The 25841-nt window shown below is 72.3% G+C and carries 24 protein-coding genes and 2 pseudogenes; 15 read left to right on the top strand and 11 right to left on the bottom strand.

All coding sequences use genetic code 11. The features are described 5' to 3' along the window. Nucleotides 1-29: 29 nt before the first annotated feature. From OG933_RS21750 to OG933_RS21740, 3 genes are all read left to right on the top strand, one after another. Nucleotides 30-1037, top strand: a complete 1008-nt coding sequence (locus OG933_RS21750; protein WP_405628527.1) for a permease — start codon at nt 30-32, stop codon at nt 1035-1037. Beyond that, nucleotides 1034-1810, top strand: coding sequence for a TIGR03943 family putative permease subunit (locus OG933_RS21745; RefSeq protein ID WP_405633477.1), 777 nt, complete (start codon nt 1034-1036; stop codon nt 1808-1810). Before OG933_RS21750 ends, OG933_RS21745 begins: the two co-directional genes overlap by 4 nt. Before the next feature lie 93 nt (nt 1811-1903). Beyond that, complete coding sequence (locus tag OG933_RS21740) at nt 1904-2641, top strand: GAF and ANTAR domain-containing protein (protein ID WP_362535739.1); 738 nt, start codon at nt 1904-1906, stop codon at nt 2639-2641. 67 nt (nt 2642-2708) lie between these two features. Here the strand turns inward: OG933_RS21740 and OG933_RS21735 are convergent, their stop codons facing one another. Then, nucleotides 2709-3494: a hypothetical protein gene (locus OG933_RS21735; RefSeq protein ID WP_362535741.1), complete on the bottom strand. Its 786-nt coding sequence runs from the start codon at nt 3492-3494 to the stop codon at nt 2709-2711. A gap of 434 nt (nt 3495-3928) precedes the next feature. On the opposite strand from OG933_RS21735, the gene thrS reads away from it, so the two are divergent. Next, on the top strand, nt 3929-5194 hold the full coding sequence (gene thrS, locus OG933_RS21730; protein ID WP_362535743.1) for a threonine--tRNA ligase: 1266 nt from the start codon (nt 3929-3931) through the stop codon (nt 5192-5194). 57 nt (nt 5195-5251) lie between these two features. Next, complete coding sequence (locus OG933_RS21725; protein WP_020133007.1) at nt 5252-6211, top strand: nucleoside hydrolase; 960 nt, start codon at nt 5252-5254, stop codon at nt 6209-6211. Nucleotides 6212-6386: 175 nt separating this feature from the next. On the opposite strand, the gene OG933_RS21720 is transcribed toward OG933_RS21725, so the two are convergent. Beyond that, complete coding sequence (locus OG933_RS21720) at nt 6387-7358, bottom strand: LAETG motif-containing sortase-dependent surface protein (RefSeq protein WP_405628526.1); 972 nt, start codon at nt 7356-7358, stop codon at nt 6387-6389. Between the two features lie 268 nt (nt 7359-7626). On the opposite strand from OG933_RS21720, the gene OG933_RS21715 reads away from it, so the two are divergent. Both OG933_RS21715 and OG933_RS21710 read left to right on the top strand, forming a co-directional pair. Further along, complete coding sequence (locus OG933_RS21715) at nt 7627-9276, top strand: glycoside hydrolase family 13 protein (protein WP_362535748.1); 1650 nt, start codon at nt 7627-7629, stop codon at nt 9274-9276. Between the two features lie 134 nt (nt 9277-9410). Continuing rightward, entirely contained in the window at nt 9411-12788 is a 3378-nt protein-coding gene (locus tag OG933_RS21710; protein WP_405628524.1) for a S8 family serine peptidase, read from the top strand. Nucleotides 12789-12855: 67 nt separating this feature from the next. On the opposite strand, the gene OG933_RS21705 is transcribed toward OG933_RS21710, so the two are convergent. Then, nucleotides 12856-13578, bottom strand: a complete 723-nt coding sequence (locus tag OG933_RS21705) for a DUF4142 domain-containing protein (protein ID WP_405633475.1) — start codon at nt 13576-13578, stop codon at nt 12856-12858. A 261-nt stretch (nt 13579-13839) separates the two neighbouring features. Between OG933_RS21705 and OG933_RS21700 the strand changes: the two genes are divergently transcribed. Both OG933_RS21700 and OG933_RS21695 read left to right on the top strand, forming a co-directional pair. Continuing rightward, nucleotides 13840-14511, top strand: coding sequence for an O-methyltransferase (locus tag OG933_RS21700; RefSeq protein WP_405633473.1), 672 nt, complete (start codon nt 13840-13842; stop codon nt 14509-14511). 59 nt (nt 14512-14570) lie between these two features. Then, a pseudogene (locus OG933_RS21695) lies at nt 14571-15191 on the top strand (MOSC domain-containing protein); the annotation flags it as partial. An 11-nt stretch (nt 15192-15202) separates the two neighbouring features. Here OG933_RS21695 and OG933_RS21690 read toward each other — a convergent pair. Next, nucleotides 15203-16795 carry a carboxylesterase/lipase family protein gene (locus OG933_RS21690; RefSeq protein WP_405628522.1) on the bottom strand — a complete coding sequence of 531 codons (1593 nt, stop codon included), beginning with the start codon at nt 16793-16795 and terminating at the stop codon, nt 15203-15205. Nucleotides 16796-16931: 136 nt separating this feature from the next. Next, nucleotides 16932-17747 (bottom strand): alpha/beta fold hydrolase, encoded by an 816-nt coding sequence (locus OG933_RS21685; protein ID WP_405628520.1) that lies wholly within the window; start codon nt 17745-17747, stop codon nt 16932-16934. A 72-nt stretch (nt 17748-17819) separates the two neighbouring features. On the opposite strand from OG933_RS21685, the gene OG933_RS21680 reads away from it, so the two are divergent. Continuing rightward, entirely contained in the window at nt 17820-18314 is a 495-nt protein-coding gene (locus tag OG933_RS21680; protein WP_405628518.1) for a MarR family winged helix-turn-helix transcriptional regulator, read from the top strand. A 44-nt stretch (nt 18315-18358) separates the two neighbouring features. On the opposite strand, the gene OG933_RS21675 is transcribed toward OG933_RS21680, so the two are convergent. Continuing rightward, nucleotides 18359-18604, bottom strand: coding sequence for a hypothetical protein (locus OG933_RS21675; RefSeq protein ID WP_405628517.1), 246 nt, complete (start codon nt 18602-18604; stop codon nt 18359-18361). A 9-nt stretch (nt 18605-18613) separates the two neighbouring features. Continuing rightward, entirely contained in the window at nt 18614-18841 is a 228-nt protein-coding gene (locus OG933_RS21670; RefSeq protein WP_405628516.1) for a DUF397 domain-containing protein, read from the bottom strand. 18 nt (nt 18842-18859) lie between these two features. On the opposite strand from OG933_RS21670, the pseudogene OG933_RS21665 reads away from it, so the two are divergent. From OG933_RS21665 to OG933_RS21655, 3 genes and pseudogenes are all read left to right on the top strand, one after another. Then, nucleotides 18860-19057: pseudogene (locus tag OG933_RS21665) on the top strand (ATP-binding protein); the annotation flags it as partial. A 33-nt stretch (nt 19058-19090) separates the two neighbouring features. Further along, nucleotides 19091-19993 carry a hypothetical protein gene (locus OG933_RS21660; RefSeq protein ID WP_405628514.1) on the top strand — a complete coding sequence of 301 codons (903 nt, stop codon included), beginning with the start codon at nt 19091-19093 and terminating at the stop codon, nt 19991-19993. Nucleotides 19994-20114: 121 nt separating this feature from the next. Continuing rightward, entirely contained in the window at nt 20115-20819 is a 705-nt protein-coding gene (locus tag OG933_RS21655) for a DUF6445 family protein (RefSeq protein ID WP_362530421.1), read from the top strand. Nucleotides 20820-20844: 25 nt separating this feature from the next. On the opposite strand, the gene OG933_RS21650 is transcribed toward OG933_RS21655, so the two are convergent. Further along, nucleotides 20845-21375, bottom strand: coding sequence for an FxLYD domain-containing protein (locus tag OG933_RS21650; RefSeq protein WP_405628513.1), 531 nt, complete (start codon nt 21373-21375; stop codon nt 20845-20847). A gap of 212 nt (nt 21376-21587) precedes the next feature. On the opposite strand from OG933_RS21650, the gene OG933_RS21645 reads away from it, so the two are divergent. Then, on the top strand, nt 21588-22076 hold the full coding sequence (locus OG933_RS21645; protein WP_362530426.1) for a hypothetical protein: 489 nt from the start codon (nt 21588-21590) through the stop codon (nt 22074-22076). A gap of 136 nt (nt 22077-22212) precedes the next feature. On the opposite strand, the gene OG933_RS21640 is transcribed toward OG933_RS21645, so the two are convergent. The 3 genes from OG933_RS21640 to OG933_RS21630 all read right to left on the bottom strand — a co-directional run bounded on the left by OG933_RS21640 (nt 22213) and on the right by OG933_RS21630 (nt 24728). Further along, nucleotides 22213-23082, bottom strand: coding sequence for a M23 family metallopeptidase (locus OG933_RS21640; protein WP_405628512.1), 870 nt, complete (start codon nt 23080-23082; stop codon nt 22213-22215). 62 nt (nt 23083-23144) lie between these two features. Beyond that, nucleotides 23145-24155, bottom strand: a complete 1011-nt coding sequence (locus tag OG933_RS21635) for a glycoside hydrolase family 26 protein (RefSeq protein ID WP_405628510.1) — start codon at nt 24153-24155, stop codon at nt 23145-23147. Nucleotides 24156-24284: 129 nt separating this feature from the next. Next, nucleotides 24285-24728 carry a GNAT family N-acetyltransferase gene (locus tag OG933_RS21630; protein WP_405628509.1) on the bottom strand — a complete coding sequence of 148 codons (444 nt, stop codon included), beginning with the start codon at nt 24726-24728 and terminating at the stop codon, nt 24285-24287. A 110-nt stretch (nt 24729-24838) separates the two neighbouring features. Between OG933_RS21630 and OG933_RS21625 the strand changes: the two genes are divergently transcribed. Further along, nucleotides 24839-25789 carry a hypothetical protein gene (locus tag OG933_RS21625; RefSeq protein WP_405628507.1) on the top strand — a complete coding sequence of 317 codons (951 nt, stop codon included), beginning with the start codon at nt 24839-24841 and terminating at the stop codon, nt 25787-25789. Nucleotides 25790-25841: the final 52 nt, after the last annotated feature.

Here is a 25841-nt window from a genome sequence, read left to right as displayed (position 1 = left end):
GCACAGCCGTCGCCGTTAGTTTGCGAGACGTGCAGAATCAACGGACTGTGGCCGACGGCCTGCGGGTCGTCGTGCGTGCGTCCGTGTACGCCGTGCTCGGGGGCGCCGCGCTCATCGCCATCGCGACCGTCGTGTCCGTGCTCGGGCCGCTGCTCGCGCTCGACCTCTACACCCCGCCGGTGGCCGCCTGGTGGACGGTGTTCACCGCCGTCGCCGTCCAGGGTGTGCCCTTCCTGCTGCTCGGTACGGTCGTCTCGGCGGCGATCGGCGCGTTCGTGCCGGAGCGGGTGTTCCGGCGGCTCCTGCCGCGCAACCCCGCGCTCGCCGTACCGGTGGCCGGACTCGCCGGGGCCGTGCTGCCCGGCTGCGAGTGCGCCTCCGTGCCGGTGGCCGGGAGCCTGATGCGGCGCGGGGTCGCCCCGGCGGCCGCCCTCGCCTTCCTGCTGTCCGCGCCCGCGATCAACCCGGTCGTGCTCGTCGCGACCTCCATCGCCTTCCCGGGCCAGCCGAAGGTGGTCCTGGCCCGGCTGCTCGCCTCGCTCGGCACCGCCGTGCTGATGGGCTGGCTGTGGGCGCGCTTCGGGAAGGAGAAGTGGCTGCGGCTCCCGGGGCGCGGCACGCCGTCGGCGCACGCCACCGGCGCCCGCGCCTTCCTCACCGGACTTCAGCACGACTTCCTGCACGCGGGCGGCTTCCTGGTGCTGGGCGCGGCGGCCGCGGCGACCTTCAACATCGCCGTCCCGCGCTCGGTGCTCGACCTCTTCACCGGGTCGCCCTGGCTCGCGGTGCCGCTGCTGGCCGTACTGGCCGTCGTGCTGTGCGTGTGCAGCGAGGCCGACGCCTTCGTCGCCGCCTCCCTGAGCGCCTTCCCGCCCACCGCGCGGCTGGCGTTCATGGTGGTGGGCCCGATGGTGGACCTCAAGCTGCTCGCCCTCCAGGCGGGCACCTTCGGCCGGTCCTTCGCCGTACGGTTCGCTTCGGCGACCTGGGTGGTGGCCGTGGCCGCCAGTGTTCTCGTGGGGTGGTGGCTGCTGTGAGGCGGTACGGACCGGCGGCGCTGCTCCTCCTGACGGGCGGCGCGGTCCTGCGGATCACCCTCTTCGGCGAGCTGTACCTGCGCTATGTGCAGGCGGGCCTGCGGCCCTACCTGATCGTGTCCGGGGTCGCCCTGGTGCTGCTGGGCCTCGTGACGGCGGTCCTGCGCCACCGCACGCCCGGCCCTCACGAGGACGTCCACCACGAGGACGTCCACCGGGACGACGACGGGCACGCAGGTCACGCAGGTCACGAGGGGCATTCCCACGGCCCCGCCGGGCCCCGCGTCGCCTGGCTGCTCACGCTCCCCGCCCTCGCCCTCCTCCTCTTCCCGCCCCCGGCCCTCGGCTCCTACAGCGCCGGCCGTGAGGCCGCCCAGCGGGCCGCGCAGGGCGTCGGTGCCTTCCCGGCGCTCCCCGCGGGCAACCCGGTCGAGCTGACGGTCGCCGAGTTCAGCTCGCGCGCGATCTACGACAGCGGACGCTCGCTGAACGGCCGTACCGTCCGCCTGACCGGTTTCGTCACCCACGGCGACGACGGCACCTGGTACGTCACCCGCCTCGTCGTGACCTGCTGTGCCGCCGACGCCACCACCGGCAAGGTCGAGATCCGGAACGCGGACGACGACGTCCTGCCCGCCGACACCTGGGTCACCGTCACCGGCACCTGGCGTCCGAAGGGCAGCCTCGGCTCCGACGCGGCCTGGCCGCCGGTCCTGGACGCGGCCACGGTCACGCAGGTGAAACAGCCGGCGGATCCGTACGAGAAGCCGTAGCCGAGGCAGGTTCTCCCGGCGAGCGGGAGGGGTACCCGGCGCACCACGGGAGGTGAGCCGGCCCGTCGACGCAGGTGATGGCAGGTGATGACCATGGACCACCGGGATCGGGACCGGGATCGGGACCGGGTCGCCGAGGTCGTCGCCGAGGAGATGCGCGGCGCCGGTCCGCGGGAGGTGCCGCAGCGGCTGTGCGACGCCGTGCTGAAGCTGCTGCCGGTGAGCGGGGCGAGCATGTCCCTGCGCGGCGACGGGATTCCGGTGCCGCTGAGCGCGAGCGACGAGCGGGCCGCGTATGTGATGGAGATGCAGGTCAGCCTGGGGGACGGGCCCTGCATCGAGGCGGTCGAGACCGGTTCGGTGGTCTCCGCCCGGGATCTGATGTCGAGCCGGGACGCCTCCCGCTGGCCGGTGTTCGCCCAGCAGACGGCCGCGCTCGGGGTGCGGTCGGTGTACGCGCTGCCGCTGGGCGACCGCGCGGTGTGCGTGGGCACCCTCGATCTCTACCGGGACGTGCCCGGCGAACTCGCCGCCGAGGAGGTCCGCAGGGCGCGGGTGGTGGCCGAGGTCGTGACGGACGCGCTGGTGGCGCTGCCGCGGGCCGAGCCGGACGACCCGGACGCGGTCGGCCGCTGGCTCAGCCCGCTGGCCACCGACCACGACGATGTGTACCGGGCCGTCGGGATGGTGATGGCCCAGCTCGGCGTCGCCGCGGACGAGGCGCTGTCGCTGCTGCGCGGCCACGCCTTCGCGAGGAGCCGTACGGTGCTGGAACTGTCCCACGAGGTGGTCGCCCTGCGAACGCGCTTCGACGACGACCCACCCTTCTGACCCCGCCCCCGCCCCCGCCCCCGACCCCGAGTCCGCGCGCACTCGCCGGGGCGCTCGCCCCTGTGCCTCAGACCTGCACCTTTCCCTGCTGTCTGATGTCGGCCAGTCGGCGGACGCCGAGCTGGACGGCCGCCTGGGTCGCCGCGTTCGGCGCGTCGTTCAGGCCGCCGTTGGTGAGGGCGAAGGAGTCCTCGCCGGCCCGGACGGCGGCGACGTCCAGGGTGAGGGCGGTCGGATCGCCGCCGGGGTTGTCCTCGGCCGTCGCCCAGACCGTCAGGGTCACGCGCAGGCCCTGGCGGACGTCGCCCACCTCCGGCAGCGGCAGCTCGGAGACCTGCGCGTCCAGCACGGCGTCGCCGGTCGCCTTGGCCGTGAACCGGGCGCACGTCTGTGGCATCGTCTTCAGCCAGGCCAGCCGGGCGTCGACATCCGCCGGACGGCTGCCGCTGAGCTGGTAGCGCAGCTGGGCGCCGGCGTCCGGATCGTCGAGCCCGACGACCGCGCGGGCGGGGCCGCCGAGCAGCTCGTCGGCGTAGAGGGCGTCGAGGAGTTTCTGGCAGTCGGGGACCGAGGTGGTCGCCTTGAGCATGCCGTCCCGCCAGGTGGCGGCGCCACGGGTCGGGGTCCAGGGCGCGCCGAGGTCGGTTTCGGTGATGAGGGCGGCGCGCGCCTGCGCCTCGGTGAGGACGGGCGAGGTGGTCGGCGCGGTGGGCCTGGCCGACGACCGTTCGACGGTCGGGGTGGCCGGGGCGGCGGTCGGCGGGTGTTCCAGACCGAGGGTGGCGCAGCCACTGGTGAGGGTGGCGACGGTGACGAGGAGGAGCGTGGAGGCGAGGAGGGGGGGACGGGCCATCGGGGGGTGCCTCCAGAGTGCGCGCGGGTGCCTCCTCCCACGGCAACACCGGTGCTACGAGCCGACCAGCGCGGCGGGCCGTACGGGTTACCGGCGTTGGTGCGGGCGGGTGGTGCGGGTGGTGCGGGCGGCCGACGGGGCGGCGGCCGGGGCAGCCGACGGGGCGGCGGCCGGGCCGGGTGGTGCGGACCGGTGGCGGGGCGGTGGCGGGGCGGCGGGCGGGCGGAGTGGCGACGCGGGAAAACGGATCGCGTCGCGCGGGGTCCCGTTGCTACGGTCGTCGGCATGAAGCGCGCCCAGCCGTCCCTCACGACGACGCCGGACCCCGTCCCGGCGCGCTGATCCACGAACTGGATGTCCGTAGCCCCGGGGCGAGTGCCCCGGGGCTTCGACGTGCTCCGGTTCCTCGCCCCTCCCCGAGCGAGGGAGCCCTCATGAACGACCAGGACCGCGACCCGGAGCACCACGACGCGGAGCACAGCCACGGCCATGACCACCGGCGCCTGGGCCGTGAGCTCGGCCTCTTCGACACCGACCCCCTGATGGGCGCGGGCCTGCCGTACTGGCTGCCGGACGGCGCGGTCGTACGCCACGCCCTGGAGGAGTACGTACGGCAGGCCGAGCGCGCCGCCGGCTACCGGCACGTGTACTCGCCGGTCCTCGGCAAGCGCGAGCTGTACGAGATCTCGGGTCACTGGGACCACTACAGCGAGGACATGTTCCCGCCGATGGAGCTCGGCGCCGAGGAGGTCGTGCTGCGCCCCAGCCTCTGTCCGCACCACGCGCTCATCTACCGCTCCCGCTCCCACAGCTACCGCGAACTGCCGCTCCGTATCGCCGAGTTGGGTGGCATGTACCGCTCCGAGCCGTCCGGTGTGCTCGGCGGGCTGACCCGCGTACGGGCCATCCAGCTCAACGACGCCCATATCTTCTGCACCCTGGAGCAGGCCGTCGAGGAGGCCCGGGCCGCCCTGGAACTCATCGGCCGCGCCTATGCCGACCTGGGGATCCGCCCGGCCCGGTACCGGCTCTCCCTGCCGGGCGAGGGCGGTAAGTACGTGGCCGACCCGGAGCTCTGGCGGCGGGCCACCGACCTGCTCCGGGAGGTCCTTCGGCAGGCGGGCGTCGCCTACGAGGCCGTCGAGGGCGAGGCCGCCTTCTACGGTCCGAAGATCGACGTACAGATCACCGACCGCGCGGGCCGCGAGGCGACCCTGTCCACCGTCCAGATCGACTTCCACCAGCCCGAACGCTTCGACCTGCACTACATCGGCGCCGACGGGGCGAAACACCGCCCGGTGATGGTGCACCGCAGTGTCATCGGCAGTGTGGAACGGGCCGTGGCGCATCTCCTCGAGGAACACGGCGGCGCGTTCCCCGTGTGGCTGGCGCCGGTCCAGCTGGTCGTGCTGCCGGTGTCGCAGGCGCAGGAGGAACAGGCGGCGGAGCTGGTGCGGCGGGCGGTGGCGGCAGGGCTCAGGGCGGAACTCGCCGGGCCGGACCGGGGCAGTCTGGGGGCCCGGGTCCGGGCGGCGCGGCTGGTGCCGTACCAGGCGGTGATCGGGGAGCGCGAGGCGCAGGGCGACCTGGCCGCCGTCCGGCTGCGCGACGGCCGCCGCCCGGGGGCGCTGCCCGCCGACGAGCTGGTCCGCCGGATCGGGGAGCGGGCGGCGGCGCGCGGGACCGGGCTGTGGGGGTGAACGCGCCCGCATAGGGTCGGTGGCGACGGCGAACGTGGTGCGGAAGGAGTCCCCGAGGTGACCGAGCAGCCCATCCCCGTGATCATCGACTGCGACACGGGCGTCGACGACGCCCTCGCCCTGCTGTTCGCGGTACGCCATCCCGGCCTGGACGTGCGGGCGGTGACGTGCGTGGCCGGGAACACGGACGTGGACGGCGTGGTCCGCAACACGCTGACCGTGCTGGAGTACGCGGGCGCCGGGGACATCCCGGTCGCCCGGGGCGCCGAGCGGCCACTGATCGAACCGGTCCGCACGGCGAGCCATGTGCACGGCCAGGACGGTATGGGCGACCTCGGCCTGCCCGCCCCGACCCGCAGGGCGGTCGACGTGGACGCGGTCACGCTGCTGCGCCGGGAGATCCTCGCCTCCCCGCGCCCGGTCACCCTCGTTCCCACCGCCCCGCTGACGAACATCGCCCTGCTGCTGCGCACCCACCCGGAGGTGACCCGCAACATCGAGCGGATCGTGTTCATGGGCGGCGCGGTGACGACCGGGAACGCCACGCCGGTCGCGGAGTTCAACGTGTGGCACGACCCGGAGGCGGCCGCGGTCCTGCTCACCGCGGGCGTGCCGATCACCATGTACGGGCTGGACGTCTTCAAGCGGGTCCTGGTGCCGGCAGCGGACGTGGCGCGGCTGCGGGCGAGTCCGGAGCCCCGCCTGCGGCTGGCCGGCGAACTGCTCGCCCACCGCGACCCGGCCACCTCCGGCGACCCCACGCCCACCGGTGGCCTCGGCGACGCGGGCGCGGTCTGCGCGGTGGCCGACCCGGCGGGCCTGACCACCGAGCTCCTCCCGGTGGAGGTCTCGCTGGCCCCCGGTCCGGCCCGCGGCCAGACGGTCGTCGACCGCCGCCCGCGCCCCGGCGAGTCCGAGATCCACGAGGGCGCACGCGAACAGACCCTCGTGGACGTGGCGTTGGACGTGGACGTGGAGCGCTACGTGAAGCTGTGGCTGACGGCGCTGGAGGGCTAGCCCCGCAAGCTCCACAAGCCCTGAGCCCTGAGCCCTGAGCCCTCAAGGCGGAACGCGGGCCTGGGGACATGGTCCCCAGGCCCGCGTCACATCAGCCGCTCAGCCGAGTCAGCCGCTCAGCCGCTCAGCCGGCCGGCCGAGCCGGCCACCGAGCCGAGCCGGCCACTCGTCCGGTTCAGCCGCGCAGCGACCTGCGGCGCCGGGTCGCGACGACGATCGCCGCGCCGCCCACCAGCAGTGCGGCCGCGCCGCCCGCGATCAGCGGGGTGTTGCTGTCCGCACCGGTCTCGGCGAGGTCACCGCCGCCACCGTTCGGCGTGGGGGCCGGTGCGCTCGTCGACGCGGACGCGGACGGGGTCGGCGTGCTCGACTCCGGCGCGGACGGCGACGGGGACGTGCTCCCGGACGCCGACTCGGAAGGCTCCGACGGCTCCGAGGGCTTCGACGGCTCCGACGGGGTCGAGGCGGACGGCGACGGCGACGACCCGCCCCCGGCCGGCGGGGACGCCGGCGGCTGCTCGGTGACCGTGCAGTCCTTCGTGCCGCCGTTCCAGGCCGCGATCAGCTTGTCCTTGATGACCGGACGGTCCGGCCCCTTGGGCAGGTCCCCGTGGACGAACCCGTCCTTCGCGTCGAGCTTGCCGTCGAACTTGACCGCGCCCCGGTAGAGGTCGATCTGCGCGAAGCAGCCCGCGTCGGGCACGGCGATGTCGAGGGTGTCGGTCTGGCCGGGCTTGACCGTCACGCTGTCGAAGTCGACGAAGACCTGCTCGCCGGAGGTGCGGAAGCTGGAGCCGTGGGCGAGGTAGGAGGCGAGGGAGGCGGTGCACGTCGACGCGTCGCCGGCCGCGCGGACCTTGACGTGGATCTTGCCGTCCTCGGTCGGCCTGAGGTTCTGGTCGTCGACCCGGACCGAGTCGTAGAAGTGTGTGCCGTCGAGCGAGAACTGGCAGCGGTCGGTGCCCGTCTCGGTGCCCGCGCCCGTCCCCGGCTGGTACTGGCCGCCGGACTTCCAGCCGTCGCCACCGGGCGTGCCGGTACTGGCGAAGGCGCCGGAGGCGGCGGCGACGGAGGCGGCGCACAGGGTGAGCGAAGCGGCGCCCGTCCCCAGCAGGCGGCGCACGGTGACACGTCTCGCTATGGACATGCGTATCCCATTCTTGGCGAGTGCCAGGACTGATCGGCCAGAGCTGAATGGCCGGGGCTGATTGGTCAGATCAGAAGAAGAAACACCAGGCCCTCCGGTCACAGGGGCCACAGCGTGGGCCCATCGTCGTGCGGACCACAGACCGCTGTCAACCTGCGCCAAACCTCAGGGAGTTCAAGGTTCCGTCACATCTCCCTCACGTTCGGAATGATCCACTCCGAACGGCTCGCACGTTCACTTTCCGGGCAAGATGGACAGACTTCCGCTCATGACCGACTTCTCCTCCCACCGCCCCGACTGGTGGCGCCAGGCCGTCGTCTACCAGGTCTATCCGCGCAGTTTCGCCGACGCCGACGGCGACGGACTCGGGGACCTGCGCGGCGTCACCGACCGGCTGCCCCACCTGGCCGGCCTCGGCGTGGACGCCCTCTGGCTCTCCCCGTTCTACCCGTCCGAGCTCGCCGACGGCGGCTACGACGTCGCCGACCACCGGGACGTGGACCCGCGCCTGGGATCCCTGGCCGACTTCGACGCGCTGGCCGCCGAGGCCCACCGTCTCGGTCTGAAGGTGATCGTCGACCTCGTCCCCAACCACACCTCCCACCAGCACCTGTGGTTCCAGGAGGCGCTGGCCGCCGGCCCCGGCTCCCCGGCCCGCGAGCGCTACGTCTTCCGTGACGGGCGTGGCCCGAGCGGCGAACTCCCGCCCACCGACTGGCAGTCGGTCTTCGGCGGCAGCGCCTGGCAGCGCGTCCCCGACGGCCAGTGGTACCTGCACCTCTTCGCCCGTGAGCAGCCCGACCTGAACTGGGACCACCCGGAGGTCCGCGAGGACTTCCGCACCACCCTGCGCTTCTGGTCCGACCGGGGCGTCGACGGCTTCCGCGTGGACGTGGCCCACGCCCTCGCCAAGGACCTCGCCGAACCCCTCCGCGACCTGGGCACACCGGAACTCGTGGGCGAGGACGTCCTCGACCGCCTGCCCCCCGGCACCCACCCCTTCTACGACCGCGACGAGGTCCACGAGATCTACCGCGACTGGCGCCGCGTCCTCGACTCCTACAGCCCGCCCCGCACGGCCGTCGCCGAGGCCTGGGTCCCGGGTGCCCGCCGCGCCCTCTACGCCCGCCCCGAGGAACTGAACCAGGCGTTCAACTTCGAGTATCTCCAGGCGAGCTGGGACGCCGAGGAGATCCGTACGGTCGTCACCGACTCCCTGGCCACCGCCCGCACCGTCGGAGCCTCGGCCACCTGGGTGCTGTCCAACCACGACGTCCTGCGCCACGGCTCCCGCCTCATGCTGCCGCCGGGCACGGACGACAACGCCTGGCTCCTCTCCGGTGGCCACGCCCCGCCCGTCGACGAGGCGGCCGGCCTGCGCCGGGCCCGCGCGGCGACGCTGCTGATGCTGGCGCTGCCGGGATCGTCGTACGTCTACCAGGGCGAGGAGCTGGGCCTGCCCGAGGTCGCCGACCTGCCCGTGGAGGTGCTCCAGGACCCGGTCTGGGAGCAGACGGGCCGCGTCCGCAAGGGCCGCGACGGCTGCCGGGTGCCGCTGCCGTGGACGACGACGGGAACGTCGTACGGCTTCGGCGCGTCCGGTGCCTGGCTGCCGCAGCCGCCGTACTTCGCGCGGTACGCCGTCGAGGCCCAGGAGGGCGTGCAGGGCTCCACGCTGGAGCTCTACCGCACGGCCCTGCGCCTGCGCCGCAAGCTGCTCGACGGCGAGGAGCTCGGCTGGCTGCGGGACGGCACCCCGCCGGGTGTGCTGGCGTTCGCCCGCCACGACGGCTGGCGGTGCGTGACCAACCTGTCGGACGCGCCGGTGCCGCTGCCGCCGGGCGAGGTGCTGCTGAGCAGCGTTCCCCTCGACGGCGACGGGCTGCTGGGCCCGGACACGACGGTGTGGCTGGGCTAGAAACCCGTGGTGGTTCGGCCGGTAGCCCGGCCGGGCCGAAGTGGAAGTGAAACATTCCGGTCCGCGCACCTCGTCTGTTCAGCGTGAGGCACATGGTTCCTCGTGTGCCCGAATTGCCTCTCTGAGGAGGACAGTTGCGCGGACAGTCACGCGGAAGACAGCACGGACCCGGCAAGGCCGTCCTGGCGGCGGCGGCGCTCGCGCTGATCGCGGGAACGGCCGGCGCGCTGCCGGCCGGCGCCACCCCCGCGGCGGCCGTGTCGCCCGCCGCCGCGGGGACGGGCACCGCCGCCCCCGTGACCCACTGGATCACCCTGATCACGGGTGACCGGGTGGGCGTGAGCGCGGCGGGCGAGCCGGTGCGGATCGTGCCCGGCGAGGGCCGCGAGAACATACCCGTCAGGATCGAGAGGACCAAGGACCGCACCCTGGTCCTCCCGTTCGACGCCCGGCCGCTCCTGGACGCGGGCCAGGTCGACGAGCGGCTGTTCGACATCAAGGAGCTCGACGCCGCCGCGTACCGCAAGCGCCACGCGGCGGACACCGGGCTGATCGTCGGCTACCGTGACGCGTCCGCGGGCGCGGCCGCCGCCGAGGCGGGCCGGAGCCTGAAGTCCGCACTGCGCGCGGACGGCGACGCGGCGGTCCGCCGCTCGCTCCCCCGGATCGGCGCCGAGGCGCTCACCGTGCCCGACGCCTCGGCGGGAGACGTCTGGAAGACCCTGACCCGGCCCTCCGGCGCGGCCCGCACCGGACAGCGCGCCGCCGACCCCGGCATACGGTGGATCTCCCTCGACGGCGTGCGCCGGGCGAGCCTCGACAAGAGCACGGCACAGATCGGTGTGCCCGCCGCCCGGCAGGCCGGCTACGACGGCCAGGGGGTGCGGATCGCGGTCCTGGACAGCGGGGTCGACGCGACGCACTCCGACCTCCAGGGCCGGCAGGAGGCCGAGCAGAACTTCTCCGCCTCGCCCGACGCCAAGGACCGCGTCGGCCACGGCACCCATGTGGCGTCCATCGCGGCCGGTACCGGAGCGAAGTCCGGCGGCACCTATGAGGGGGTCGCCCCGGGTGCCCGCATCCTCGACGGCAAGGTGCTCGACGACGACGGCTACGGCAGCTACTCCGAGATCATCGCCGGCCTGGAATGGGCTGCCGCCCAGAAGGCGGACATCGTCAACCTGAGTCTGGGCGGGCAGGACCGGCCCGGTATCGATCCGGTGGAAGAGGCCGTCAACCGGGTCACGACCGAGAGCGGCCTCCTCGTCGTGGCCGCCGCGGGCAACGCGGGCCCGGACGCGGGCACCGTCTCCTCTCCCGCCAGTGCCGAGAAGGCGCTGGCGGTGGGCGCGGTCGACGCGAACGACGCCGTCGCGTCCTTCTCCGGCCGTGGCCCGACCGCCGACAGCCTCGTGGTCAAGCCGGACATCACGGCGCCCGGGGTGGACATCACCGCCGCCGTGGCGCCCGACAGCGTGATCGCCCGGCAGTACGGTGAGCAGCCGCCCGGATACGCGACGATCTCGGGCACGTCGATGGCCACCCCGCATGTGGCGGGTGCGGCGGCGCTGCTCAAGCAGCAGCATCCCGGCTGGAAGAGCGCGGAGCTCAAGGCGGCGCTCGTGGCCGGTGCCCGGCCGGTCGGCGCGGGCGCGTTCGCGGAGGGCGGCGGTCGCGTCGATGTCGCCGCGGCCATCGGGCAGACGGTCGTCTCCGAACCCACCGCGGTGGCGTTCGCCCGGCAGTCCTATCCCCACGGGGACGACGCACCCGTCACGAAACAGGTCACCTACCGCAACCTCGGCGCCGAGCCGGTCACCCTCGACCTGTCGGCGGCCGGCGTCGGACCCGACGGGAAGCCCGCGCCGGCGGACATGTTCACGCTCGACGCCGAGCGGCTGACCGTGCCCGCGAACGGGACCGCCACCGTCGGTCTGACGGCCGACACCCGGCCCGGCGGCGACCTCAACGGTGTGTACACGGGGACCGTGACGGCCCGGGGGACGGACCAGACCGTCCGGACGACGGCGGCCGTCGAGCGGGAGGTCGAGACGTACGAGGTGACGGTGCGGCAGCTCGGCACCGACGGCGAGCCGGCCACCGACTACTGGCCCTCGCTGTACGGGCTCACCGGCCTCGGCGTGGCGGGCCACGACTATTCGACGGCCGACCGGACCGGCACCTATACGGCGCGGCTGCCGAAGGGCGTCTACTTCCTCGACGCGACGATCTTCGGCTCGGACGAGATCGACAGCCGGATCACCGCACCGCACTTCGAGGTCACCGAGGACACGACGGTCACGCTGGACGCGCGTACCGCGAAGCCGATCGACATCACCGGCCCCGATCCGGCCGCGCAACGGGTGTACGCCGAGACGTTCACCGAGCTGACCACGCCCGAGTTCAACACCTCGAGCGGCATTGTCGGTACGTCCTTCGCGACCCTGCGCAGCGCACAGCTCGGCCCGGACTTCTCGACCGAGGGCACCCTGTACCAGGAGTTCAACGCACTCGACATCAACGATACGAAGGAGTACCGCTTCTCCTACGGCGGCAAGGTGACCCGGCTGGCCACCGGTTTCGCACGGACGGCGAAGCAGGCCGAGATGGCGGAGATCAGCACCGCGACGGGGGCCACGGTCGCCGACAAGCAGGGGATGCTCGTCGCCCGGGCGATCGTCCCGGACATCTCCGGCTCCATCATCAGTCCGGGAGTCATGCGCCCGCTGCCCGTGGCGACGACGACGTACGTGACGACCGAGGGCAACGACTGGTTCATCGGGCTGGATCAGCTCGACGACACGGGGAGCTACCCCGAGCTGTCGCACGGCACGGGGATACAGCACTACGAGGCCGGCCGGTCGTACCGCCGTGACCTGGGCGTAGGCGTCTTCGGCCCCGGGCTGGAGGCCGTCGAGGGCGTCTCGCGCAACGGCGACTCCCTCACCGGATGCCTCACCCCCTTCAGGGACGGCACCGGCAACTGGAGCTACGCGAACGACGACACGCTCACGGCCACGCTGTACCGGGACGGGGCCGAGGTGGCTTCCACACCGGACCTCCTGGGCTGCTGGAACGGGGTCACCGTCCCGGCGGAACCCGGTGACTTCCGGCTCACGGCGACCGCGACCCGCGGCGGTCCCGCCGCCGCGCCCACCGAGGTCTCGGCGGCCTGGACCTTCACCTCCGGCCACACCACCGCCGAGGAGGCGCTGCCCATCTCCGTGGTCCGCTTCACGCCGCGGCTCGGCCTCGACTCGACGGCCGAGGCCGGAGCGGTCACCCGCGTTCCGGTGTCGGTGCTCGGCGCCGCCGCCGGAAAGAACCTCAAGTCGCTCACCGTCGAGGTCAGTCACGACGGAAAGACCTGGACGAAGACGAAGGTGGCCAAGGGCGCCTTCCTGGTCCGCAACCCCGCGGCAGGACAGAGCGTCTCGTTGCGCGCCGTCGTGGTCGACAAGCAGGGCAACACACTGACCCAGACGATCCTGCACGCGTACCGGACCAAGTAGGGGCACGGGAGCGGGCCCGGCCGACAGCTGTCGGCCGGGCCCGCTCCACCGTGCGTACGTCCGCGCGCTATCCGGCGTTGCCCACGATGGCGCCGATGTCCACGGGGGTGGACGTGGCGGTCGGCGGCGGGGTGAGGACGATCAGCGGCTGACCGGCGGGCGGGACCGGCGGGGTCATGTCCGACTTGGGCAGCTTCGGCGGGGTGGTCTGGGTGAACAGCGTGGTGTCGAAGTCGACCAGACCGGTCTGCTCCATCACCGTGATGTGGTCCAGGACGGTGTCGTTGGCCTGGTCGGCCAGCGCGCGCACCAGCGTGTTCTTCGTCGTCGAGCGGATCTTCGCCACCGTGTTGAAGATCGAACCGTGCGTCATGCGCAGGATGTTGGCGAAGTCGACGTCGAACTGCTTGCCCTGGTCCGCCTTCAAGGTGTTGACGAACCCTTCCTGCTGTGGACTGGCCACGTTGGGAAGGGTGACGTTCAGCATCGGCGCGATCTTGAGGCAGGTGGTGTCCAGCGCCGCGTGGCCGTCGATGAGGTGCTGGCTGGCGGTGATGACGCCCTTGCTCTGCCCCTTCTGGAGCCCGATCTGCCCGACCGGGTACTCCCACAGACCTGCCGCGCGCACCGCCACGACGAAGGCGCGGTCGCTTTCCGTCAGCGGACCCCACTGGGTGTTGGCGATGATCCGGTCGCCCGAAGCCGACACGGTGTCAAGTCCGAGCATCGATGGGTAGGCGAGGGCGCTGAGTGTCAGCGTCAGCGCACCGCCGACGAACAGGGTTCCCATCATGTTTCGCGAAATTGGCACCGTGCCTCCTGCCCGGTCGGGGATTCCGCCGATGTGTCGATGTGCTGTGTCCGGTGGGGGCGGACGCACAGGAGTACGGACGCGGGGCCGATCGTACTCACCGTCCTGAGTGAAAAGTTGATGGACGGGTCACCCGGGCAGGGGTAAGTTCCCATAAGGAACTCACTTGGAACTCGCTGGGAACTCGCTCGAACTCGCTTGGAACTCACCGAAGCCCGTGCAGGACACCGAAGGGACCGCCTGGTGCAGCAGACCTGGACCGCCGTCGACGACTACTTCAACGACCTGCTGGTGGAGGAGGACGAAGCACTGCGGGCGGCCGGCGAGGGCAGCGAGGCGGCGGGCCTGCCGCCGCACCAGGTGGCGCCGAACCAGGGCAAGTTGCTCCACCTGATCGCCCGCGTCCAGGGCGCCCGCAACATCCTGGAGATCGGCACCCTCGGCGGCTACAGCACGCTGTGGCTGGCCCGCGCCCTGCCCGAGGGCGGCCGTCTGGTGACCCTGGAGGCGGACGAGCGGCACGCGGAGGTGGCGGCGGCGAACATCGCGGGTGCGGGCCTGGACGCGGTGGTGGACCTACGGGTCGGCAAGGCGGCGGACACCCTGCCGGTGCTGGCCGCCGAGCTCGGTGACGAGCGCTTCGACCTGGTCTTCATCGACGCGGACAAGCCGTCCAACCCGCTCTACCTGGAGTGGGCCCTGCGGCTGACCCGCCCCGGCAGCGTCATCGTCGGCGACAACGTGGTGCGCGAGGGCGCGGTCACGGACGCCGACAGCACGGACCCCCGCGTCCAGGGAGTACGCGGCTTCACCGAACTCATCGCGCGGACCCCCGGGTTGACCGCGACGGCGTTGCAGACGGTGGGCGCAAAGGGGTACGACGGGTTCGTACTCGCACTGGTGACGGACTGACGGACTGACGGACTGACTGGCTGGCTGACTGACGGACGAGGGGGAGTGGGGGCGTGGGGATGACGGTCGCGCGAGTGGTCGGGATCACGTACTACCCGGTGAAGGGATGCGCGGGAACGGAGCTTTCGGAGGCGGTGCTGACGAGCACCGGGCTGCTGCACGACCGCACGTACGCGATCGCCGACGAGAAGGGCGAACTGCGCTGGCAGTGGGGCGACCCCGGGCTGGCCCTGATCACACCGGAGTCGACGGAGGGCGGGCTGACGCTGCGCGCACCCGGCCGGGACCCGGTGCGCGCGGACAGCGCGGACGTCCACGACTGGCTCACGGACGTACTGGGCACCCCGAGCACCCTGGTCCGGTCCCCGGCCGGCAACAGCGGCCGCCTGCACCTCGTCTCCCGGGCCAGCCTGGACGCCCTGAACCACCGGATCACCGAACGCGGAGCCACCCCCCTCCCGATGAACCGCTTCCGGCCCAACCTGGTGGTGGACGGCTGGGACACCCCGCACACGGAGGACGGCGCCGCCCGCCTCACCATCGCCGACACCGAGCTGGCCCACACCGAGGACACGATCCGCTGCGCCATCACGATGGTCGACCAGCGCACCGGCCGCCGCTCGGGCCCGGAACCCCTGCGCACCCTCGCGGACTACCGGCGGGCGGACGGCGGCGGAGTCGCCTTCGGCGCCTACTTCGAGGTACGGCGAGTGGGGAAGGTGTCGCTGGGCGACGAGGTGGTGGTGAGCGCGGGTGCGAGCCCAGGTACGGGTTCGGATGCGGCTTCGAGCGGAACGTCCCGCCACAGCGCGCGTACGGCGGAGGTGCCGTCGTCGGACAGGTGATCGTCCGGCACGGCCCAGACCCGCACCGTCGTGACATCGGCGGTGACCGCGGGCCAGCCGGGGTCACCGCAGGCGGCGAAGTCGGCCCAGGCCCGGAGCATGCGCCGGGACAGTGCCCGGTCCTGTGCGTCGGGGGCGCCGCCGATGAGGAAGTCGGCGCCCGTCGCGTCCAGGTTGCCGAAGGCGAAGGGGATGTCGGCGGTGTGCCAGGGCCGGGCCCCGCCACCGGGACGCGGGCGTCGGCGGGCGAACCGCGCCAGATACGCCCGGCCGCCGGCCCGCGCGTGCTGCTCGGCGAGCCGGCTGCTGTACTCGCCGAACACCGCGTCGCCGAAGATCGCCAGGTAGCGGTCCAGCACCGGAGCGTCGGGCATCGACGCGCGGTACCCGGCCACCAGCCGGTCGGGCAGCGAGAGGGCCTCGGCGAAGTCCGCGAGTTCCGGCTCCGAGGCGACCTCCCGCACCGCGCCGACCTCGTGCAGGAACCAGTACTCCTCCAGGGTGTGGCACACCAGGAGGTCCACCTCGCGGGCGCTGCCGCGAGCGAGCGCGGCGAGCGGATCCATGGGCAGCACCTCGCCGTCGATCACCGGCTGGAAGAGGACCGGGTCGAAGGCCTGGACCGCCGTCACGGGATCGTCCTCGCACCTCCCGGCGACCTTGTCGGAGGCGGCCACCAGGGCCTGCGGTGACGCGGAGAGCAGTCCGGGGCCGGTCGCGGCCACCCCGGCCTCGGCCGCGATCCTCGACGTGATCGCGGCGGCGGCCTCGACGCCGAAGAAGCCGTGGGGCACGCTGTGGGCGACGGCCCTGCGGAACAGCCCGCGCGCCTGTTCCATGGCCATCAGGCAGGCGGCCGAACCCGCTCCGGCCGAGTGCCCGGCGACCGTGACGTTGCCGGGATCGCCCCCGAACGCGGCGATGTTCTCCCGGACCCAGCGCAGTGCGGCCACCTGGTCGAGCAGCCCACGGTTGTCGGGAAAGCCCGGCACATGGCCGAACCCCTCGAAGCCGACCCGGTAGTTGCAGCTGACCACGACCACTCCGGCACGGGCGAGCGCGGTGCCGTCGAAGTCGGGCTGGGCGGAGGAGCCGAAGGTGTAGGCACCGCCGTGGATCCAGAAGAGCACCGGCAGCGGGCCGGCGTCCGAAGCGGGCCGTGCCCACACGTTGACGGTGAGCACGTCCTCGTCCCCCGGACGCCAGACCGGTGAACCGGGCAGTTCCGCGGACTGCGGCGCGACGGGACCGAACGCCGTGCAGTCACGCGTCGCGCTCCAGCCGGCGGCGGGCCGGGGCGCGCGGAAGCGGTGCGCGCCGAAGGGCGGGGCGGCATACGGGATGCCGAGCACGGCGGTGACCCCGTCGGGCGCTCGCCGGCCGCGGACGATGCCGCCGGCCGTCCGGAACTCGGTCTCCACCCACGGCTGTTCCCCCATGCGCCGTAAGCCTGCCACTCCCCGCCCACGTGATCCACCGGATACCCGCCGACCCGGCGGCCGGACCCGCGGCCGGACCCGCGGCCGGACCCGCAGCCGGACCCGCGGCCGGACCCGCGGTCGGTTCCGTGGCCCGTCAGAGGGTGCGCAGGAAGTCCGCCACGACGGTCGTGAACTCCTCGGGCTTCTCCATGTTGAAGTAGTGCCCGGTGCCCTCGATCAGCACGGACCGGCCGTCCCGGACGCCGTCGGCCAGGCGTTGGGCCGCGGCGATCGCGTCGGAGGTGTCCAGGGCGCCGTTCACCGTGAGCACCGGAACGTCGATCTTCGGTACCCGCGACCAGGTGTCGGTGACCCGGACGAGGTGGTCCTGCTCTCCGGGCGTGTGCTTGGAGAGGGTGTTCAGGGCCATCTCGCTCAGTCGGCGCGGGATGTCCGGGTCCACCTCGTCGAGCGTGCGGTGCGGGCCGGGCACATAGCTCAGGAACGCCTTCAGCCAGCCCTCGATGTCACCGGCGGCCAGGGCACGGGCGATCTCGGCCTGGATCGCCCGGTGCCAGGGGTCGGAGTCCTGGAACTCGCCGGTCGAGGCGCCGCCCACGACGGCCGCGCGCACCAGCTCCGGATGTTCGAGCAGGGTGTCGCTGACGATCACGCCACCCATCGAGACGCCGACCAGCACCGCGGGGCCCGCGTCGAGGTGGCGCAGCAGCGCGGCGAGGTCGTCGGTCCAGCGGAAGGACCGGGTCGCGTTGGCGGAGGCGCCGTGGCCGCGTACGTCCGGCGCGATCACCCGGTGGGTGCGGGCCAGCGCCGGGATCACCGCGTCGAAGACACGGTGATCGACGAATCCCGAGTGGACCAGGACCACGAGCTCTCCGGCGCCGGCCTCGCGGTAGGCGAGGTCCCCGTCGGCGGAGGCGAAGTACTTCATGTCCGAAGCAGCAGTCATGACAACCAAGGTGTCATCCTGCCCGACTTTTGGCAACCAAGGTGTCATGTTCTTCGGGTGCATCATGTGGGGGTGAACGACACCGACCCGTCTCTTCCCGTCGACGCCCCGCTCCCGCCCGACGAACTCGGTCACCGGCTCACCGAGGTCTTCGACCTGGTCGGCCCCCTCTATCGCCGCGCCCTGCGCAAGGTCGAACAGGGCGAGGCCGTCGAGGGGGCCTCGGTCGGGGTGCGCGGCGTGCTCGATCTGCTGCGCCGCAAAGGGGAGCTGACGGTCCCGCAGCTGAGCCGGAGCCAGGCGCTGAGCCGGCAGTTCGTGCAGCGCATGGTCAACGACGCGGTGGCGCACGGGTGGGTGGAGACCCTCCCCAACCCCGCGCACCAGCGCTCGTCCCTGATCCGGATCACCGACGAGGGCCGGACCCTGATCGCCACCGTCCTGGACCGCGAGCACACCCTGAACCGCGAGGTCGGGGGCGATCTGACCGACGCCGAGGTACGGGGCTGCATCCGGGTGCTGACGGAGATGCTGAGGACGTTCGACCACGTCGACGTCGACGACTGAGGGACGCGGGGCGCCCTGAATGCTCTGGATGGCCCTGAAAGCTCTTAGATGCCCTCGATGCGCTTCATGCCTTCCATGGCCTTCAGTTGGCGGCGGGTCTGGAGGGCGCGCCGGATCGTGTGGATCCGGACGGCCGTGAACACGGCGACGGCGAGGCCGAGGGCGGCCCCGATCCACTCCTGGTCCCGGATGGCGGCATAGAAGAGGAGGCTGCTGAAGGGCACACCGACGACGACAAGCAGAGGCTCGCGCACCCAGAACGGGAGGACGCGGATTACGAGACCGATCATCGGGTCACTTCAGCAGGCGCGGCCCGCGCGGGCTGTGACGGAAGCCACAATTCCGGGAGTTCCTGTGCGTATGGCGTGCAGAAACCGAGCGAGCGGGGCCGGTGCGGTGGTGAGGACGGTGCCGGGAGCGTCGGACTCACGGAGGTGGAGCGCGGCGGGGGTGGAGGCGAGTTCGACGCAGTCGTTGCCGTCGCCGCCGTCGGAGTAGGTCGACTTCTGCCATTCGGTGGGATTCACAGCGCGCCTCACAGCTCCGGCATCCTCCAGATCGGCGCCTGGGACGCGGACCCCGAGCCGCCCGAGCCGCCGGGACGGCTGGAGGAGCTGACCGGCGCCGAGAGCGGGCGCGGGATGGCCCTCGTCCGGGCCTGCTCGGACCTCTGGCACTGGCAGCCGCTGTCCCGGATGGGTCATCGCGGCAAGCTCGTGTGGTGCGAACTGAACGCGGCGTAGCTCGTTGATCACGTCGTACAGAAAGGAGAGCCGATGGTCGGCTCGTCGCACGAGGCGCTGCACCGGATCTTCCAGAAGGAACCCGGACTTCTGACCAGTGCCCTGCAACAGGTGTTGTCCGTCCCCTTCCCCACGCCACACGATTTCGCTGCCATGAACGTCGACCTCACCGAGATCGAGCCCATCGAGCGCCGCGTGGACACGCTGCTGAAGGCCGAGACCGATGAGGGCAGCTATCTCCTGGTCGTGGAGTCGCAGGGCAAGCCCGACGAGAGGAAGCGCGGCAGTTGGCCGTACTACCTGAGCTACCTGTACGAGAAGTACCGCTGTGAACCCGTTCTCATCGTCGTCACTCAGAGCAGTGCCACGGCCCGCTGGGCGGCAGCGCCGATCCATCTCGGTGTGCGGGGGATGCCCTCGCTGACGGTGCGGCCCTTCGTGCTCGGGCCGGACAACGTTCCTGTCATCGCCACGCGGCAGGAGGCCGAGCGGGACGTACCCCTTGCGGTGCTTTCCGCGATGACACACGGTCGGGGGCGGCAGGCCCCCGCCATACTGGAATCGCTGGCAGCCGCCCTGCGGACCATCGACCGCGACAGCGCCGCGGCGCTCGTGCAGTTCGTCGACTCGTGCCTGACAGACCCTCAGGCGCAACGGATGTGGAGGGACCTCATGACCGCGATGCAGTACTTCTGGCGACACCCCCTCGCGGAGGAGGTACGCGAAGAAGGGCGTGAAGAAGGGCGTGAAGAAGGGCGGGTCGCCGACCGGGTCGAGATGACCCTGCGCATCCTGGAATGGCGTGGCATCCCGGTGCCGGAGGCCGTCCGTGAGCGCGTCGAAGCCTGCACCGACCACGACCAGCTCACCGTCTGGTCGCAGCGCGCCGTCCACGCCACCACCGCCGAGGACCTGTTCGCGGGTCCGAACGGATGACAGCGGGGCTTCCTCGGTTGGGGAACCGTTGACCGGCTCGACGAAACGTTGACCAGTTCGCGGAGGAGTGCGGACGAACGGAAGGGCGAGTCATGAGGATCCCCCGACCTAGATTCGCCGCATGTCCATGCCACAGCGGCCCCACCAGCCCGTCAGGGCTGCCGCCACGCTCCCCGTGCTTCCCTACCGCAAGCCCACCAAGGGCCGCGACTACTGGGTCATCGACGACGTCTTCCCCGAGGCCGGCATCACCGCGATCCGCGACCGCTGTCTCGCCAAGGACGACTGGGTCAAGGGCTACCCGTACACCTCGGAGAGCTGGCCCGGACTGCGCACCATGCCGGGGCTGGACCCCGGTGAACTCGGGCGCGTGGAGCGGCTGGTGAGGAACGCGACGGGGGCCGGGAAGCTGTGGGTGCAGCGAGCGCCCGGCGGCGGGACCCTCAACCACAACTGCATCCAGGTGGTGGGGGAGGGCGAGAGCACTCCCCGGCCCCACTCCGACTCGCGGGCACTGTGCCGGTACGCGGCCGTGCTGTACCTCAACCCGGCCGTTCCCAAGGACTGCGGCACCAGCTTCTACCGGCAGTCCCTGCCCGGCGGGCGGCTCGGCGGCAACGTCGTCCAGGCCCCGCACAACAACCTCGTCGAGGCGCTCGGCACCCGGTTCGTCGCACCGGACGCCTTCGAGGAGGACGTACGGGTCCCCCACAAGCACAACCGGCTGCTCCTCTACAACGCCAACCTCGTGCACAGCGCGACCGGTTACTCCGGTACGACGCTGGAGGAGAAGCGGATGACGGCCGTCTTCTTCTGGATGGCGTGAGCCGGGGGGGTTCCGCCCACCGCGGTCAGTACCGCACCGCCCTCGCCACCGCCGCCTTCACCTGGCCGGACAGCGTGCGGTTGCTGCGGGCCGTCTCCTTGCCGGTCTTGCCCGCGGTCACGTCGGAGACGGTCGTGACGACGGTGTCGAGCCGGTTGCCGGAGGAGTCGGTGAAGTCGATCTGGACGGCGAAGGACTTCGACGCGTCGGTGGTGTTGGTGACGGTGACCTCGACGGTGGCCCGGCCGTCCTGGTCCGTGTCCGGGGTGCCGAGTTTCACGTCGGACTTCACGTCCACGCCGTCCTTGATCTCGTCCAGCTTGCGGCTCGCCGACGCCGAGGCCGACGCGAACGCCGACGAGGCCTCGGAGGCGAAACCGGAGGCGAGCGAGGACGCGGCCGCGGTGGCCTCCCGGCCCAGTGACTCGGCCGCCGAGGCGGCCTTGCTCGCCGCGGACGACACCGACGAGGGGGTGTCGTCGTCCGAGCAGCCGGTGAGCACGGTGGCGCAGCAGATCGCCGTCGCCGTCAGCAGCACGCCCTTGGTGCGTGGCATCTTGTCTCCTCCTGAGGGGGTCCCACTCCTGAGGGGTCCCGCGGGCCTTCCTCCAGTGAAGGGGCGGTCCCGCCGGTCCGCATGCCGGGTCACCCGTACGGCGCACCCCCCGTGGTGGCGGCCCCCGTCCGGACGGATGGTCGGTGCAGTGCAAGGCAGTGCAGTGCAAGGCAGTGCAGTGCAGAACACCGACACAGAGACGGGGTGGCGCCATGAGCGATCAGCCGCACTCCCAGCCGTCGCAGGGGCCCCGGGTGTGGGACCCGTCCCACCAGGGCACCGGTTCGCCGGGCCTGGGCTCGCCCCCGCCGTCGGGGGGTGGACTGGTCGCCGGCGGGGTCGTCTTCGGCGGAGTGCTCATGTTCGTCAGCGGTTTCCTCGCCGTGTTCCAGGGCATCGCCGCGATCGCCGAGGACGACGTGTACGCCCGGGTCGCCGAGTACGCCTACGAGATGAACCTCACCGCCTGGGGCTGGATCCTGGTGATCGTGGGCGTCGTGGCCGTGCTGACCGGCTACGGGCTGCTCAGCGGGGGCGAGTGGGCCGGGTGGGCCCGGATCAGCGGCATCGCGTTGGCGTCCCTGAGCCTGATCCTCCAGTTCCTGTTCCTGCCGTACGCGCCGTTCTGGGCGGTCATCCAGATCGCCATCGACGTGTTCGTGATCTGGGCGCTGGCCGCCTACCGCCCCCGGCAGGCGTAGTACTTCCCCGGCCGGGCTTCGCCGGTCACGCTTCCCCGGCCGGGCTTCGCCGGTCACGCTTCCCCGGCCGGGCTTCGCCGGTCACGCTTACCCGGCCGGGCTTCGCCGGTCACGCTTCCCCTGCCGCCGCCCGCGGTCAGGGCAGTGCGGGTGCTCCGGTCACCTGGACGTCCTTGCGGCGCAGCCAGGGCAGGGGCGGCACCGCGGATCCGACGTACGGGGTGATCCGCACCTCGAAGTGCAGATGCGGTCCGGTGACGTTGCCGGTCGCGCCGGAGAGGCCGATGCGCTGACCGGCCGTCACCCGCCCGCCCTTGCGCACGTCGATGCGCGAGAGGTGGGCGTACTGCGTGAAGTAGCCGTCGCGGTGGCGGACCACGACCTGGTTGCCGAAGCCGTCGCCGCAGGTCGTGGCCCGGACGGTGCCGGCGCCGACGGCGTACACGGGGGTACCGGAGTCCACGGCGAAGTCCTGGCCGGTGTGCCGGTGGGCCCAGCGGGAACCCTTGGCGGCGTAGCCCGCGGAGAGCCAGTAGCGGCGGGTCGGGGCCGTCCAGGGGTGCGCGCGCCGCTCGGGCGGGTGGCTCCGGTCGCCGAACGGACAGCGGCTGTCCTGTCCGGACGGGTCGACGGCCACCGGATCGCCGGAGTTTCTCCCGGTGGCCCACAGCAGGTCCCACAGCCCGGCGCGGACGGCCTTACGGCGGCGTTCGGCGTCCTTGACCTCCGTGGGAGAGGCGTCGGACTCGCGCAGCCGGTCGACCCGCGCGCGAGCCCGCTCGTGCGCGCGGACGGCACGGGCCGCCTCCTTGCGGAACCGGTCGCTGCGGAAGCCGTTGCCGCTGGCCCAGTCGCTGCTCACCCCGTCGCCGCGGGCCCCGTCGGCACCGGCTCCCGCGGGCACGGCGGCGAGCGCGAGCAGCAGGAGGGCGAACAGGACCGCCCCGGTCGCGCCACGGAAGCGCGCCCGCGTTCGTGGGAGGCGCGCGTGGTGTTCTCGTCCCATCTTGGGATCATCAGACCGGTGGGGCGGTCAGGAGCGGCACGCGGCCCGCGTGGCGGCCGGGTTCAGCCGAACGGCCCCCCGACCAGTGTCCGGTACACGGCCGACGACCGGGGATTGCCGGAGCACCGCCACACGCCGTGCGGGCAGTAGTCGCTGATGGTCTGGTACAGCGGCCGGTGCTCGGCGAACCAGGTGAGCATGCCCCGCACGTACTCCGGGTTGTCGCCGTTGCGGTACAGCCCCCACTCCGGATACGAGACCGGCTTGCCGTGCGCCCGCGCGAACCGCACGTGCGCGGCGAGGCCGTACGGCTCGGCGACCTGTTCCTCGAAGGACATGCCGTGGGGCTGGTCGTAGGCGTCCATCCCGATGACGTCGACGTACCGGTCGCCGGGATAGCACTCGTTCCAGGGGACGGCGTCCAGCCCGCGACTGGGCGTGAACTCGAACCGGAACCGCTGCCCGCCGTCCACGGACCGCATGGCGTCGACGATCCGCGCCCAGTAGCGCTTCCAGGCCTCCGGGTCGGGCCCGCACCGGTGCGTGTAGGTGATCCCGTTCATCTCCCACCCCACCACCAGCACGGCATCGGGCACCCCGAGCGCGACGAGCCGCCGGGCCAGCACCCGGAAGTGCTCGTCGTAGGCCCCGCGCGCCCCCGCGCGCAGCTCGTCCCGCACGACCTGGTCGGGCACATGCTCCTCGGTGCGCTCCAGCATCGGCACGTTGAGCACGAACATCCGGTCGGCGCGCTCCTGCCGCCACCGCGCCCAGTACTCCAGATATCCGGGCGCCCCCTCGATGTTGCTCCACCGGTCGCCCGGCAGGTACGCGTGCCCGACCCGGGGCGTGGCCGCCCCGAGCCACCCGTCGAGCGCCGCGATCCGCCGCACACCGGCGTCGTCGTACCCGACGTACGCCCCGAAGGCCCCGGGCGGCGCACCGACCCCCCGGCCGACGGGTACGCAGGCGGGCCCGGCGATCAGGGCGCAGGCGACGAGAAGCGCGGTCAGCGGCGCCCGAAGGGAGTGAAAGGAGCGAAGGAAGCGAAGGGAGCGAAGGAAGCGAAACACCGGCTCATGATGGAGCCGCGGCCGCCTCCCCCACCCCGAACCCGCCAGGAACCACCCGGACCGGGGACGGGAACGGGTAGGGGAACGGGAACGGCGACGGGAACGGCGACGGGAACGGGAACGGCGGAGTCAGGGGCGGGGCGCCCGCACCAGGAACACGTCCACGGCGTCCTCGTGTTCGAACGTGAAGCCGTGCCGTTCGTAGAGACGGCGGGCCGGACTGCCCTGAAGGACGTCGACGCGCAGCCGGAGTGCCGAGCGATCGGCCGTCTCGACCAGCTCCCGCAGCACGGAGGTGCCGATACCGCGCCCCTGGGCGTGCGGCGCGAGATAGAAGTGCTCCAGCCAGTGCGCGTCGTCCGCCGGCCGCAGGGCCACACAGCCGGCGAGGACGCCGTCGAGCTCGATGATCCGGGTGTGCGCGGGTACGAACCCGTCGCGCAGCCGCTGCCGTACCCGGTGCTCGTCGTAGCGCCCGAGCCGCTCCAGATCGGCCCGCATCGCCACCGCCCGCACCTCCGCGACGGCCTCGACGTCGTCCGCCGTGGCCGGTCGGGTCACCCAGTCCGCCATGGCGCAGATGCTACGGCCGGAATGCGGCAACCTGCCGCGGGCCGGCGGCGACCCAGTGACGAACGAACGCGAAGGCAAGTGAATCCCGTTCCCCACACGAGGAGTTCACCATGCGCAAACAGCCCGCACGGCACCTCGCACGGCACCTCGCACGGCATCCCGCGCGGCATCCCGCGCGCCATCCCTCAAGGCGTCCCGCAAGGCGTCCCGCAAGGCCCCTCGCCCGACTGCTCACCGTCCTCGCGGCACTGACCGCCCTCCTCTGCCACGCGACCGGCGTCGCGGCCCCCCGAGCCGCGGCCGCCGACGAGTGGAACCCGCCGAGCAACCTGGTCCAGCCCCTGAACGAGGTCTGGAACCACGTCTCGACGACCTACCCCGACCTCTACGGCTTCCGCAACTACGGCTGGGACCAGGTCATGGCCAACAAGGGCAGCATCAACTACTGCGTCCGCTGGGAGTCCGACGCCCCCGTCAGCACCACCCTGCGCGACCAGATCCACGCGGCCCTGAAGAAGCAGTTCGCCAAGTGGATGGCGGCGCAGGTGGAGAACGGCCGGGCCTACAACAACTGGCCGTACACCACCGTCCCGGTCAACATCGTCGGCTGGGCGGTGAAGAACCGCTCCACCCTCCAGTGGACCGACAACTCCGTCGACATCTACTCCGGCGTCCTCGACGGCGCCGGCGCCCCGCAGTGCGCGCCCGACTGCGGCCGCTTCTTCCACCAGGACGCCAACTACTCCAGGTGTCCCGGCGGCACCGCCCGCCACTACGACCAGTCCCTCTGGCTCACCAAGGGCTTCCAGGGCGGCGCCGGCGGCGACTGGGGCCAGCGCGTCGGCCAGGAGTACTTCACCGGCGTCCTGAACCAGGAGAACATCCACATCTACCTGCACGAAGTCGGCCACACCTTCGGCCTCGACGACTTCTACGACTGGACCCCGACCGGCCAGTGCTGCTTCCTGATGAACGCGGGCAGCGCCACCCAGATCACCGACTTCGACAAGTGGATGCTCCGAGACTTCTGGCGCCACCTGAAGCCCCGCTACAACCTCTGACGCTCTTCCGTCGGTTTCTCGCCCAACAGGCAACCCTGGCACACCATTTACC

It is taken from the genome of Streptomyces sp. NBC_00016 (assembly GCF_045040885.1).
Lineage (GTDB): Bacteria > Actinomycetota > Actinomycetes > Streptomycetales > Streptomycetaceae > Streptomyces > Streptomyces coriariae.
Note: the sequence above shows the minus strand (reverse complement) of the source record. Positions and strands in the feature narration are given on the sequence as shown.

Excerpts from the sequence above, each read along its gene's own strand:
- OG933_RS21740 (WP_362535739.1), top strand. The coding sequence starts at position 1,904 with ATGGACCACCGGGATCGGGACCGGGATCGGGACCGGGTCGCCGAGGTC.
- OG933_RS21735 (WP_362535741.1), bottom strand. The coding sequence starts at position 3,494 with ATGGCCCGTCCCCCCCTCCTCGCCTCCACGCTCCTCCTCGTCACCGTC.
- thrS (WP_362535743.1), top strand. The coding sequence starts at position 3,929 with ATGAACGACCAGGACCGCGACCCGGAGCACCACGACGCGGAGCACAGC.
- OG933_RS21720 (WP_405628526.1), bottom strand. The coding sequence starts at position 7,358 with ATGTCCATAGCGAGACGTGTCACCGTGCGCCGCCTGCTGGGGACGGGC.
- OG933_RS21715 (WP_362535748.1), top strand. The coding sequence starts at position 7,627 with ATGACCGACTTCTCCTCCCACCGCCCCGACTGGTGGCGCCAGGCCGTC.
- OG933_RS21705 (WP_405633475.1), bottom strand. The coding sequence starts at position 13,578 with ATGGGAACCCTGTTCGTCGGCGGTGCGCTGACGCTGACACTCAGCGCC.
- OG933_RS21690 (WP_405628522.1), bottom strand. The coding sequence starts at position 16,795 with ATGGGGGAACAGCCGTGGGTGGAGACCGAGTTCCGGACGGCCGGCGGC.
- OG933_RS21685 (WP_405628520.1), bottom strand. The coding sequence starts at position 17,747 with ATGACTGCTGCTTCGGACATGAAGTACTTCGCCTCCGCCGACGGGGAC.
- OG933_RS21675 (WP_405628517.1), bottom strand. The coding sequence starts at position 18,604 with ATGATCGGTCTCGTAATCCGCGTCCTCCCGTTCTGGGTGCGCGAGCCT.
- OG933_RS21660 (WP_405628514.1), top strand. The coding sequence starts at position 19,091 with ATGGTCGGCTCGTCGCACGAGGCGCTGCACCGGATCTTCCAGAAGGAA.
- OG933_RS21655 (WP_362530421.1), top strand. The coding sequence starts at position 20,115 with ATGTCCATGCCACAGCGGCCCCACCAGCCCGTCAGGGCTGCCGCCACG.
- OG933_RS21650 (WP_405628513.1), bottom strand. The coding sequence starts at position 21,375 with ATGCCACGCACCAAGGGCGTGCTGCTGACGGCGACGGCGATCTGCTGC.
- OG933_RS21645 (WP_362530426.1), top strand. The coding sequence starts at position 21,588 with ATGAGCGATCAGCCGCACTCCCAGCCGTCGCAGGGGCCCCGGGTGTGG.
- OG933_RS21640 (WP_405628512.1), bottom strand. The coding sequence starts at position 23,082 with ATGGGACGAGAACACCACGCGCGCCTCCCACGAACGCGGGCGCGCTTC.
- OG933_RS21630 (WP_405628509.1), bottom strand. The coding sequence starts at position 24,728 with ATGGCGGACTGGGTGACCCGACCGGCCACGGCGGACGACGTCGAGGCC.
- OG933_RS21625 (WP_405628507.1), top strand. The coding sequence starts at position 24,839 with ATGCGCAAACAGCCCGCACGGCACCTCGCACGGCACCTCGCACGGCAT.